The following is a 12295-nucleotide window of genomic DNA, read 5'->3' as shown; positions in this document are numbered from 1 at the left end:
ATGAACCGCGCGGAGCGACTCACCGCTGTGCTTGACCTGCTCGCCGAAACAGGTCATCTCGATGTCGAGGACATCATCACCAAGCTGCACGTGTCGGCAGCCACGGCGCGCCGCGACCTCGACACCCTCGCCGAACAGCAGCTGCTCACCCGCACGCGCGGCGGCGCGACGGGGCAGACCGTCGCCTACGACCTTCCGATCCGGTACAAGAAGGAGCAGCACGCTCCCGAGAAGCTGCAGATCGCTCACGCGGCGAGCGCTCTCGTTCAGCGTGGGGCGGTCATCGGGCTCTGCGGCGGCACGACAAGCACGTCGATCGCCGCGGTGCTCTGCGCGCGCGCCGACATCATGGAGGCCTCCCCGCAGTCGAGCCTCACCGTGGTGACCAACGCCATCAACATTGCGGCTCAGCTAGCCATGCGCCCCCAGATCAAAACCGTGGTCACCGGCGGCGTCGTGCACCCGCGATCCTACGAGCTGGTCGGCCCGTACAGCGATGTGGTGCTGAGCAAGATCACCCTCGATCTCGCCTTCATCGGCGTGAACGGCATCGATCCGGTGATGGGCGCCACAGTGCACGACGAGCAAGAAGCGGCAGTGAACTCGCTGATGGCCAGCCGCGCTTCCCGCGCGGTGGTGGTGGCGGATTCGAGCAAGATCGGCGTCATCGCCTTCGCGACGATCGGCGGCTCCAAACTGTTCAGCACGCTAATCACCGACGCGGGAATCACCGCCGAGCAGGTCACCGCGTTCAACGACAACGGCATTTCGGTTATCGTCGCTTCATGACCAACGCCGACCTGATCCTTCATTCCGCACGCCTGGTCTCCGGCGGGCAGACCGTCGCCGACTCCTGGGTCGCCTTCAGCGGCGACACCATCACCGGCGTGGGCACCGGCACCGGCTGGCACGATTTGCGCTCTGAGCAGACCACGGTGACGGATGCCGCCGGCCGCCGGCTCACTCCCGGCTTCATCGACATCCACTGCCATGGTGCCGGCGGGGCGGCGTTCGAACTCGGCGCCTCAGCAATCAACACCGCTCTGGCCGTGCACCACCGCCATGGCACCACCCGGGCCGTGCTGTCGCTGGTCACTGCGAGCCAGGCCGACCTCGAAAGCCGCGTCGCTGCGATCGCCGATGCGGCTGAGCAGAACCCGCTCATTCTCGGTGCGCACCTCGAAGGCCCCTTCCTCGACAACGAGTTCCGTGGCGCGCACGATCCCGAGCTGCTGCGTGCCGCCGACGCCGACTCGATCAGCCGGTTGCTCGCCGCCGGCCGCGGCACGATTTCTCAGGTGACCCTCGCTCCCGAACTTGCCGGAGCTCTCGACGCCATCCGGCAGTTCACCGATGCGGGTGTCGCCGTTGCCGTCGGACACAGCGCCGCCGACTACGAGACCGCGCTGGCGGCCTTCGACGCCGGGGCCTCGATTCTGACGCATGCCTTCAACGGCATGCGCGGCATCCACCACCGTGCACCGGGACCGGTCTCCGCGGCCACCCACTCCGCCCACGTCATTCTCGAGGTCATCAACGACGGCGTGCACGTGCATCCAGAAGTGGTTCGGCTCGCGTTCGCCGGGGCGCCCGGCCGGATCGCACTGATCACCGACGCGATGGCGGCCACTGGCGCCGCCGACGGCGCCTACATTCTCGGCACCCTGCCCGTCACCGTGACGGATGGCGTCGCCCGGCTGACCGAGGGCGGCTCGATCGCCGGTTCGACTCTCACCCTGGATGTGGCCCTGCGCCGTGCCGTCACCGAGGTCGGAGTGTCGGTCGAAGAGGCAGTGACGGCTCTCACCGCGACGCCGGCCAGAGCGATCGGCCGTTCCGACGATCTCGGCGCCCTCGCGGTGGGCTTCGCGGCCGACGCGGTGCTGCTGAGCGACACGTTCGAGGTGGACGCGGTGTTCGCGGCCGGGCGGCGCTTGTACTAGTCGCGCGCGTCTCGCGTCTCGCGTCGCGCTCATCGCACGCTCGTCTCTTTCGCCGAACTGCGGCAGATTACCGTTTTACCGCCCAGAAATGGTCATCTGCCACAGTTCGGCGACGGCATCCGGATCATCGGACTGAAAATCGTGACCCACATTCGAGGTACAGCTCGGGATGTGCCGGAGTAAAGTTGGGCCGCACAACCGATTGATTCGGAGCGTGCACAATGACGAGCAGCAGACCCGGCGAACCGCACGACACCCCCGTGCCACCCCCTCAAACGGGAAGGGTCGAGCACCCGCCTCTGCCTCCGCATCCGCACCTGCATCCGCATGTGGAGCACCTGCCCGATCACCTCGAGACTCCCGTCGAACACATCGTCGACGCGGTGACGGTGCACGAGGATGAGGGCCTGCACAAGGGCCTGAAATCTCGCCAGGTGCAGATGATCGCGATCGGTGGCGCGATCGGAACCGGGCTGTTTCTCGGCTCGGGCGGACGCCTGGCCACCGCCGGACCCTCGCTCGTTTTCGTCTACGCGATCTGCGGGCTCTTCGCCTTCTTGATTCTGCGCGCGCTCGGCGAGCTGGTACTGCACCGCCCGTCGTCTGGCTCCTTCATCTCCTACGCCCGCGAGTTCTTCGGCGAGAAGACGGCGTTCGTGACGGGTTGGCTCTACTGGCTCAACTGGGCCATGACCGCCATCGTCGATGTCACCGCCGTCGCGCTCTATATGGGATTCTTCAGCAAATACTGGGCACCACTCGGGGCGGTTCCGCAGTGGGCGTATGCGTTGATCGCGCTCGGCGTCGTCTTGGGGCTCAACCTGCTGTCGGTGAAGGTGTTCGGTGAGCTTGAGTTCTGGTTCGCGCTGATCAAAGTCGTCGCGATCATCGCCTTTCTTCTGGTCGGCACCTGGATGGTCATCTTCGGCACCCCTGTCGAAGGCCAGCAGGTGGGTTTCTCGCTCATCGCCGACAACGGCGGCTGGTTTCCGAATGGGCTGATTGCGACAGTTCTGGTGGTGCAGGGCGTCGTGTTCGCCTATGCGGCGATCGAACTCGTCGGCACGACGGCCGGCGAGACGCAGAACCCCGAAAAGGTGATGCCGAAGGCGATCAATACCGTCATCATCCGGATCGCGGTCTTCTACGTCGGGTCGATCCTGCTGCTGTCGCTGTTGCTGCCCTATTCCGACTACAAGGCGGGCGAGAGTCCGTTCGTCACGTTCTTCGGCAGCATCGGGGTGGAGGGTGTCGACGTGATCATGAACCTGGTGGTGCTCACCGCGGCGCTCTCGTCGCTGAACGCCGGGCTCTACTCGACCGGACGCATCCTGCGCTCGATGTCATTGGCCGGTTCGGCTCCGCGCTTCGCCAGCCGACTCAGCCGGCACGGGGTGCCGTTCGGCGGCATCCTGCTCACCGGCGTCGTCACGCTGCTCGGCGTCGGCTTGAACGCGATCGTTCCCGACGAGGCGTTCGAGATCGTGCTGAACGCGGCGGCGATCGGCATCGTCAGTTCGTGGGGAATGATCGTGCTCTGCCAGCTGCGGTTGTTGGCGTGGTCGAAGAAAGGGCTCCTGGCGAGACCGGCCTTCCGGATGATGGGAGCACCGTATACGGGCTACCTCACGCTGGTGTTTCTGGTCGGTGTGCTGGTTCTGATGGCGCTCGATTGGCCGGTCGGAACGCTCACGATCAGCTCGCTCATCATCATCATTCCCGCACTCGTCGCAGGTTGGTTCCTCTGCCGCAATCGGATCTTCGCCATCGCGCTCGAACGGGAGGGATTCACCGGGCACGTGCCGGTCGTGGCCAGCCGTCCGCTCGCCGACCAGGCGGGTGACGACCAACCCGGTTAGGGTTTCCCTCGCCTGACTCGCGTCGCCGAACTGTGGCAGATTACCGATTTCACGCAGGCAAAATGGTCATCTGCCACAGCTCGCGAGCGGATGCCGCCGGTCGCGACGTGCGGGCGAGCTAGGCCAGCGCCCGCCGGCGAATCACGATGTCGCTGACGACAAGCATCACGAAGGCCACCCCCAGCAGTCCGATGTACACGAACGGCAGCACCTCGAGGCCGGCCACGTTGAGCACAATGGCGCCGACGAGCGCCCCGCCGCCGATACCGGCGTTGAACGCCGTCGTGTAGATGGCGCTCGCGGTGTCCCTGAAGCGCAGCGACGCGGTGTGCAGCATCCTCGTCTGCAGAAGCGGCGGGAAGGTGCCGAACGCGATGCCCCAGAGCACGAATGCGGCAATCGCGACGGGCAGGTTCGCGGAGAACACGGCGAGCGCGCTCACACCGAGCGCCGAGACGATCACTGCCAGCATGATGCCGAGCTGGGGGCGCGGGCCGAAGACCGTGCCGGAGAGCACGAGACCGACGGCGCCGGCGATGCCGAAGGCGAAGAGCAACGGGGCCAGCCCGTCGGTGCCGACGCCGAGCACGTCGATCAGATAGGGGGCGATGTAGGTGTAGAAGGTGTAGTGGCCGACCATGATCACCATGGTGATGCAGCAGATCAGGATGACGGCGGAAACCGTGGGATCCTTCGCCTTCTTCGTTCTCAGCGCGCGCGGTGTTTGGGTCGCCGTGACATTGGTATCTGTGTCGCGAATCGCGTGGTGGGTGACCTTCGGGAGGAACTTCCACACCACCGCCGCACCGATCAGCATGAGCACGGCGAGGAGGGCGAACGACATCCGCCAGCCGATCAGGTGCCCGGCCGCCGTGGCGAGGGGTACACCGAAGACGAAAGCAAGAGTTCCGCCGGCGACGGTGATCGACACGGCTCGGCCGATCTGTTCCTTCGGAACCAGATGCGCGGCGTAGGCGCCGACGACCGACCAGAACAGGCCGTGCGCGAGCCCGCCGAGAACCCGGGACACGACAACGAGGCCGTATGTCGGGGCGAACGCGGTCATCACGTTGCTGATGGCGAAGACGATGAGCACGGCGACGACGAGACCGTGACGCGGCATCCGCCGGGTCAGGTGCGCCATCGTGGTGCTGGTGGCGACGACGGTGAAGGCGAACCAGGTCACCAGCAGGCCGACGCTCGATTCGCTCACACCGAGCGATTCGCTCATCTCGGGCAGCAGCCCGGTCGGCAGCATCTCCGATGTGATCGACAGAAAGATGGCGGCGGCGAGAGTGATCAGGCCGACCCAGGGAAAGGAGGGGGAGGCGACAGACGCCTGCGGAACGGTGGTTCTTGACATGAAAGAGCTAACTCACGGACGGCGGATCCGGTGAATGCCCACGTGGGGCCGGATCGACTGCGCGCGACGTGCGCGCCCGGGGCCGCGCGAAAACGGCGTGACCAAATGACAGTCTAACCGACGCGCGCAGCATGGTGCCTGTGGATGGCCGGTAACCTAGGCGGATGAACAGTTTGACGCCGGCAACCCCTCACCACCACTGGGTCATCACCCTGGTCTGCGCCGATCAGCCCGGAATCGTGCACGCGGTCAGCGGCGCCATCGTTTCTGCGCGCGGCAACATCACAGAGAGCCAGCAGTTCTCCAGTGCCGACACCGGTCGGTTCTTCATTCGCCTGCAGGTGGAATCCCCCGCCGATCGCCTCGAGCTGCACGCCGCGCTCGACCCCGTCATCGCGCGCTACGACATGCACGCCATCATCGACGTGGTCGGCCGCCCGCTGCGCACCCTCGTTCTCGCGTCGACCGCCGGCCACTGTGTCAACGATCTGCTCTTTCGTCAGCGTGCAGGGCAGCTCGCCGTCGAGATCCCGCTCGTGCTCAGCAACCACGGCACGCTGCGCGACCTGGTCGGCTTCTACAGTGTTCCGTTCGAGTCGATGCCCATCACGGATGCCGCCAGCAAGGCCGCGTTCGAAGCGCGCGTGATCGAGGCGATCGAGGAGCACGACATCGAGCTCGTCGTGCTCGCTCGCTACATGCAGATTCTCTCCCCCGAACTCTGCGCGCGCCTCGAGGGCCGCGCCATCAACATCCACCACTCGTTCCTGCCCGGCTTCAAGGGCGCCAACCCGTACCGTCAGGCTCACGCGCGCGGCGTGAAGCTGATCGGGGCGACGGCGCATTTCGTGACGAGCGACCTCGACGAGGGCCCGATCATCGAGCAGAACGTGGTGCGGGTCGATCACTCGCGCACGCCAGGCGAGCTCGTGGCCATCGGTCAAGACGAAGAGAGCCGCACGCTCAGCCAGGCCGTGAAGTGGTTTGCTGAGAACCGTGTGCTGCAGGATGGCGCGCGCACGATCATCTTCAAGTAGGCGTTGCACCTGGCAGCTCGGGTCTTTCTCGCGCTGCGCGGGTCGGATGCCGCTGCGCTGGCCGGCGCCAACGCGCGTGGCGGCACCCGACCCGCGTGACGACATCCGTGGAGCGCCGGCCGCTCGGGCATTGCAGCCGCGCCGCTTCGGTAGAATAGCCAGGTGACAGAGACACACCCTGAGATCAAGCTCGGCCCCAACGACGTTCTGCGGTTCGTGCTCGAACTTTTCGCTTTCGTCAGTCTTGGCATCTGGGGTTTCACTGCCTGGCCGCTTCCTTGGCCCGGCGTGCTGGTCGGTATCGCCGCACCCGCGTTCGCGATCCTGGTCTGGGCGCTGTTCCGCTCGCCCAAGGCCGTGTTCCGTCTCGACCCGTTCGGCAAGGCCCTCGTCGAGATCGCGGTGATGGGCGCCGCCGCGCTCGCCTGGTGGGACCTTGGTCAGCCGATCGTCGCCGGAGTCTTCGCCGTGCTCGCCACGGTCAGCGGGCTCATCTCGGGGCGCAAAGAGCTCAGCTAGGCTCAGCTTTCACTCACGTCGACTTTTTTCGGCGACCTCTTTCGTCGACTTTTGCAGTCGTCTCTCGACGCCTTTCGTCGACTTGTCGCGCAAGCCTGCCCTCGCGCTACCCCTGCGGCGAGCTGCGCCGTTCGAGGGCACCAGGTGCGCAGACCCGCACCGCACCCGCAGACCGTCAGCTGCGCCAGGAAGAACCTCGACCAGGTCGGTTGATGGCTACCAGCGCGGGCCCCTCAATTTCGGCAAATCCGACTTTGAAATAAATATTCAGAACTTACGTATAGTTTGTACTTTATTTTCTCGTAGTGTTGTTCCCAGGCTCCCCCGAGTCGATGACGGCGTTCCGCACCCGATGAGCACACGCACCGTCGCAGCCTGAAAGGATCACGAATGAGCGCCTCTTCGGCCCCCGCGTCGGCACCCAGCGCCCCGACGGCACCCGCAATCCCGCTTTCCGTGAGCATCCCCATCGCCTCGAGCACCCGCTCGATTGATCGGCTGAAGTACGCTCACGACGCCTCGCACTATCTACTCGTTCCCACCAGCGTCGCAACGCCGTCCAGCGCCGCAGAGGTGGCAGAGCTCTATCGGGAGAGCCAGCGCCGTGGCATCCCCCTGACCTTTCGCTCTGGCGGAACCAGCCTGAGCGGGCAGGGCGTCACCGACGGCATCCTGGTCGACACCCGGGCCAATTTTCGGTCGATCGAGGTGCTGGATGCCGGTGCCAGGGTACGCGTGCAGCCCGGCGTGACGGTGCGGCAGGTGAACGCCCGCCTCACGCGTTTCGGCCGCAAGCTCGGCCCTGACCCGGCGAGCGAGATCGCCTGCACGATCGGGGGCGTGGTCGCCAACAACTCGAGCGGCATGGCCTGCGGCACCGCGCAGAACAGCTATCAGACCGTCGAATCGATGGTGGTCGTGCTGCCGAGCGGCACGATCGTCGACACCGGCGCGGCCGACGCGGACGAGCGTCTGCGCCAGCTCGAACCCGCCCTCTACCGCGGCTTGGCCCGGTTGCGAGACCGGGTGCGCGGCAACCCCGCATCCGTCGCGCTGATCGAAGCGCAGTTCTCGATGAAGAACACGATGGGTTACGGGGTCAACTCGTTTCTCGACCACGAACGTCCGGTCGACATTCTCACCCATCTGATGATCGGCAGCGAGGGAACCCTGGGCTTCGTCGCCGAGGTCACCTTTCGCACGGTTCCGGCGCTCCCCCAGGCGCTGACCGGCCTCGCCCTCTTTCCCACTCTCAGCGCTGCGACGTCGGCGCTTCCGTCGCTGGTCGCCGCCGGGCTCGGCACGATCGAGCTGATGGATGCGACCTCGCTGCGGGTGGCTCAGACCCAGCCGGACAGCACGCCAGAGCTCCAGGCGCTGAGCGTCGACGGCCACGCGGCATTGCTGCTCGAATACTTGGCCGAGAGCCCTGACCAGCTGGCTGCGCAGCAGGCCGCCGGGTCATCCGCTCTCACGGCGCTCGATCTCATCGCGCCCCTCTCGCTGACGGGGAACGCACGCGAACGGGCTAATCTCTGGCACATTCGCAAGGGCCTCTACACGACAGTGGCCGGCGCACGCCCATCGGGAACGACGGCTCTGCTCGAAGACATCGTGGTGCCGGTTCCGGCGCTGCTCGGCACCTGCGAGAGCTTGATCGGGCTCTTCGACGCCTACGACTACGAAGAAAGCGTGATCTTCGGGCATGCCAAGGATGGCAACATCCACTTCATGCTCAACGAGCATTTCGACGACCCCGCCTCGCTCACGCGCTACGAGCGGTTTACAGAGGAGATGGTGGATCTCGTTCTCGGCAACGGCGGGTCGCTCAAGGCCGAGCACGGCACCGGGCGCATCATGGCCCCGTTCGTGCGGCGCCAATACGGCGACGAATTGTATGCGGTGATGCAGGAACTCAAGTCGCTCTTCGATCCGACCGGGCTGTTGAACCCCGGAGTGATCCTTTCCGACGACCCCCAGTCGTACCTGGCGAACCTCAAGCTCGCCCCGACGGTCGAGGCGGAGGTGGACCGCTGCGTCGAGTGTGGCTATTGCGAGCCGGCCTGCCCGTCGAAGGACCTGACCATGACGCCCCGGCAGCGCATTGTGATTCGCCGGGAGATGAAGACGGCGGAGGCCGCCGGCGACACCCGCCTGCTCGAGGAGCTGCGCCGCGACTACACCTACGACGGCGTCGAGACCTGTGCGGTCGACGGGATGTGCCAGGTCGCCTGCCCGGTGAACATCAACACGGGTGATCTCGTGCGCCGGTTGCGGGCCGAGAACACGAGCGCGCTCGAACAAACGGCCTGGCTCGGGGCCGCGAAGAATTGGGGCACGGTCACCGCGCTCGGCGGGCTTGCCTTGAGTGTGGCCGACCGGGTGCCGGCTCCGCTCGTCACCGCGGCGACCCGGGTCGGTCGGGCGTTGCTCGGCGCCGACACCGTGCCGCTCTACGACGAGGGTCTGCCGCGTGGCGGGTCACGGCGACGCGGCTTATCGGCCGGCGACGCGGTGGCCGCGCCGACCGCCGTCTACTTCGCCGCCTGCATCGGCACGATGTTCGGCCCGGCCGCCAACGGGATCGGGGTGACGGATGCCTTCCTCGAGCTCTGCACGCGGGCCGGCGTGAGCGTGACGATTCCCGAGGGCCTCGATTCGCTCTGCTGCGGCACGCCATGGAAGTCGAAGGGAAACACGCGCGGCTACGAGCGGATGACCGACATCGTGCTGCCGGCGCTGCTGGCCGCGAGTCGCGGTGGCGAGTTGCCGATCGTCTGCGACGCGGCATCCTGCACAGAGGGCTTGGAGACGATGCAGAAGAACGCGATCGCCGCCGGGGGCGACTATGCGGCGCTGCGCTTCGTCGATGCTGTCGAGTTCATTCACGTGAATGTGATCGAGCGGCTGCCGGTCACGACGCCGGTTGCGTCGATTGCGCTGCACCACAGTTGTTCGTCGACGCAGCTCGGCATCAACGACATGATGACCGCGCTGGCCGAACGGATCAGTCCCGATGTGCACGTTCCGGTGGACTGGAGTTGCTGTGCCTTCGCCGGCGACCGCGGGCTGCTGCATCCGGAGCTCACCGCGTCGGCGTCGGCGAGGGAGGCCGCAGAGGTCACCGAGCGCAGCTATGCCTCGTATGCGTCGGCGAACCGCACCTGCGAGCTCGGCATGAGCCGGGCGACCGGGCAGGAATACCGGCATCTTCTGGAGCTCGTGGAGGAGGCGACCCGGCCGCTCCCGTCTCGCTGATTGTTTCTCGCCGGGCCAGCCCTCGTGTTGGTGGCTAACTCCGGGGATCCGCGCCGTCGGTTCCCTCGGCCCGCGTCATTCCGCCCCAGGAAACTGGCTAATCCGAGGATTACCGGAGTTAGCCACCGGATATTTCGGACAATTCGTTTATGCAGCCTGCTTGTGGGGCCGCAACCCAGGAATAGTCAGTCGGCTGTTGCGGAGGACGGGCGCGTTGGCGGCGTCTGTACGGTGAGAATCGACGCGGTGTCGCCCGCGGGCACCCCGCCCGGCATCCGCACGGCGTAGGCGGATGCGACGAGGAACAGCACCGCCCCCACTCCGAACGCGGCGGGGTACGAGAGAGTGTCGGCGAGCAGCCCGGCGGCCAGCGGGCCGATGATGGCGCCGACATCGCCGAACATCGAGAACACGGCGACGGGACGTCCGCCGCGCGATCCGGCCGCGTCGCCCACTGCTGCGGCCGGCGCGGTTCCCATGAATGCCGCGGCGACGCCGTAGAGGCACAGGAGCGCGGTCAGCACCCAGATGTTCGGCGCGAACGGCACCGCAGTGATGATGACCGCCGCGGCCGCGAATGAGCCGATGATGGCGGGCTTGCGACCGACCGTGTCGATGAACTTGGCGGCCGGTGCCAACGCAAGCGTCTGGGCGACGGCAGCAACGGCGAAGGCGATGCCGGTCCACGCGCTCGGGCCATTCAGCACCTCGACGATCAGCACCGGAATGAGGGCGCTGCGCACCCCGAACGAGGTCCAGCCCTGCGCGAAGTTGGCCAGACAGGCGGCTCGATAGCGTTTGTCGGTGAGCACCCTCCGGAACGGGATCGCTGCTGCGGCCTCGGCGGCCGCACCCGCGGCATCCTGTTCGGTTCGCGGTTGCAAGAGAATGAGGCCGACGACACCGGCAATGGCGAGGGTCGCCGCGTAGAAGAAGAACGGCGCGGTCAGCGAGATGGTGGCGAGCAAGCCGCCGATGGCGGGGCCGGCCATGCCGCCGAGCAAAAAGCCGCCCTGGTAGAAACCGATCGCCCTCGCCCGCAACGCCGGCGAGGTGGAGCCGAGCAGAAGAGTCATCGCCGAGACGGTGAACATGGCCGAGCCGATTCCGCCGACTCCGCGCAGAATCAACAGCTGCGGATAGTTCGCGGCGATGCCGACCAGTCCGCTCGACACGGCGACGATGCCGATGCCGATGGCCAAGACCAGGCGTTCGCCCATCCAGTCGATGAGGCGCCCGCAGAACGGACTCGCGACCAGGCGCATCAGGGCGAAGGCCGACACGACGGCGCCGACCTCGAGGTTTCCGACGTTGAAGCTGCGCACGTAGACCGGCAGCACCGGAATCACGACGCCGAACCCGACCATCACGAAGAAGGAGATGACGCCCAAGACGTAGACGTCGCGCGAGAGCCGAGGTTTCGCTCCGGCTCGGCGGGGTTCAGTGCCGAGCGGCCGGAAAGACTTCATCTCTCCAGGGTAGGCGCTGGCGAGACGACGGATGCGCCGTGCGCGACGGATGCGCCGGCTAGATGCCCTGCCACGCGGGCTTGTGATCCCAGGCGTGCTGGTAGTAGTCGCGATTGACGAGCTTGCTCGCGGCAGCGGCGTCCACGACCACCGTCACGTGCGGGTGCAGTTGAATCGCCGAGCCGGGCTGGCTCGCGGTCATCGGCCCCTCGACTGCTGCAGCGATGGCGTCGGCCTTGCCCGCGCCGAACGCCAGCAGCACGAGGTGGCGGGCGCGCAGAATCGTGCCGAGCCCCTGCGTGATGCAGTGCATCGGAACCTGCTCGGGTGAGTCGAAGAAACGCGCGTTGTCGACACGGGTCTTCTCGGTCAGCGTCTTCACCCGGGTCAGCGAACCGAACGACGAGCCTGGCTCGTTGAAGCCGAGGTGTCCGGTGCGGCCGATGCCGAGAATCTGCACGTCGACGCCGCCGGCTTCGAGAATCGCCTGCTCGTAGTCGAGTCCGGCGTGCTCGATGGTGGCCAGGCTCCCGTCGGGAACGTGGATGTTCGCGGCCGTCAAGCCGAGCGGTTCAACGACCTCACGCGTGATGACCTGGCGGTAGCTCTCGGGGTGCCCGAACGGCAGGCCGACGTACTCGTCGAGAGCGAACCCACGCACCCGGCTGACATCGAGCGGATCCGCCGCAAATGAGGCGGCGAGCGCCTGATAGACCGGAATCGGAGTCGAGCCAGTGGCCAAACCGAGCACGGCGTCCGGCCGAGACTCGATCAGCCCACGGATTGACTGGGCGATGAGAACGCCGGCGGCGGCCTCGTTTTCAACGATTACTACTTCAGCCACTGC

Annotated in this window: 9 protein-coding genes; 6 read left to right on the top strand and 3 right to left on the bottom strand. The window is 66.5% G+C overall.

The window, feature by feature from the left end; all coding sequences use genetic code 11:
* The 3 genes from ABD791_RS00245 to ABD791_RS00235 all read left to right on the top strand — a co-directional run bounded on the left by ABD791_RS00245 (position 1) and on the right by ABD791_RS00235 (position 3802).
* Positions 1-789, top strand: a complete 789-nt coding sequence (locus tag ABD791_RS00245) for a DeoR/GlpR family DNA-binding transcription regulator (RefSeq protein ID WP_345061131.1) — start codon at positions 1-3, stop codon at positions 787-789.
* Entirely contained in the window at positions 786-1943 is a 1158-nt protein-coding gene (nagA, locus tag ABD791_RS00240) for an N-acetylglucosamine-6-phosphate deacetylase (RefSeq protein ID WP_345061130.1), read from the top strand. The genes ABD791_RS00245 and nagA overlap by 4 nt, the downstream gene beginning before the upstream one ends.
* A 221-nt stretch (positions 1944-2164) precedes the next feature.
* Positions 2165-3802 (top strand): amino acid permease, encoded by a 1638-nt coding sequence (locus ABD791_RS00235; RefSeq protein WP_345061128.1) that lies wholly within the window; start codon positions 2165-2167, stop codon positions 3800-3802.
* A gap of 118 nt (positions 3803-3920) precedes the next feature.
* Here the strand turns inward: ABD791_RS00235 and ABD791_RS00230 are convergent, their stop codons facing one another.
* Positions 3921-5165 carry an MFS transporter gene (locus ABD791_RS00230; RefSeq protein WP_345061127.1) on the bottom strand — a complete coding sequence of 415 codons (1245 nt, stop codon included), beginning with the start codon at positions 5163-5165 and terminating at the stop codon, positions 3921-3923.
* Positions 5166-5329: 164 nt separating this feature from the next.
* On the opposite strand from ABD791_RS00230, the gene purU reads away from it, so the two are divergent.
* The 3 genes from purU to ABD791_RS00215 all read left to right on the top strand — a co-directional run bounded on the left by purU (position 5330) and on the right by ABD791_RS00215 (position 9979).
* Positions 5330-6202: a formyltetrahydrofolate deformylase gene (purU, locus tag ABD791_RS00225; protein ID WP_345061125.1), complete on the top strand. Its 873-nt coding sequence runs from the start codon at positions 5330-5332 to the stop codon at positions 6200-6202.
* 162 nt (positions 6203-6364) lie between these two features.
* A complete protein-coding gene (locus ABD791_RS00220) occupies positions 6365-6721 on the top strand; it encodes a YrdB family protein (protein ID WP_345061124.1) in 357 nt (118 codons plus the stop codon).
* A 390-nt stretch (positions 6722-7111) separates the two neighbouring features.
* Entirely contained in the window at positions 7112-9979 is a 2868-nt protein-coding gene (locus ABD791_RS00215; RefSeq protein WP_345061122.1) for an FAD-binding and (Fe-S)-binding domain-containing protein, read from the top strand.
* Positions 9980-10164: 185 nt separating this feature from the next.
* Here ABD791_RS00215 and ABD791_RS00210 read toward each other — a convergent pair whose 3' ends face one another.
* Complete coding sequence (locus tag ABD791_RS00210) at positions 10165-11448, bottom strand: MFS transporter (protein WP_345061121.1); 1284 nt, start codon at positions 11446-11448, stop codon at positions 10165-10167.
* A gap of 58 nt (positions 11449-11506) precedes the next feature.
* Complete coding sequence (locus ABD791_RS00205; RefSeq protein WP_345061119.1) at positions 11507-12292, bottom strand: glucosamine-6-phosphate deaminase; 786 nt, start codon at positions 12290-12292, stop codon at positions 11507-11509.
* Positions 12293-12295: the final 3 nt, after the last annotated feature.

The sequence above is a fragment of the Glaciibacter kafniensis genome (assembly GCF_039538945.1).
Lineage (GTDB): Bacteria > Actinomycetota > Actinomycetes > Actinomycetales > Microbacteriaceae > Cryobacterium > Cryobacterium kafniensis.
This window is presented reverse-complemented; position numbering and strand designations above follow the sequence as displayed.

Coding starts and splice junctions, on each gene's coding strand:
- ABD791_RS00245 (WP_345061131.1), top strand. CDS start 1: ATGAACCGCGCGGAGCGACTCACCGCTGTGCTTGACCTGCTCGCCGAA.
- nagA (WP_345061130.1), top strand. CDS start 786: ATGACCAACGCCGACCTGATCCTTCATTCCGCACGCCTGGTCTCCGGC.
- ABD791_RS00235 (WP_345061128.1), top strand. CDS start 2,165: ATGACGAGCAGCAGACCCGGCGAACCGCACGACACCCCCGTGCCACCC.
- ABD791_RS00230 (WP_345061127.1), bottom strand. CDS start 5,165: ATGTCAAGAACCACCGTTCCGCAGGCGTCTGTCGCCTCCCCCTCCTTT.
- purU (WP_345061125.1), top strand. CDS start 5,330: ATGAACAGTTTGACGCCGGCAACCCCTCACCACCACTGGGTCATCACC.
- ABD791_RS00215 (WP_345061122.1), top strand. CDS start 7,112: ATGAGCGCCTCTTCGGCCCCCGCGTCGGCACCCAGCGCCCCGACGGCA.
- ABD791_RS00210 (WP_345061121.1), bottom strand. CDS start 11,448: ATGAAGTCTTTCCGGCCGCTCGGCACTGAACCCCGCCGAGCCGGAGCG.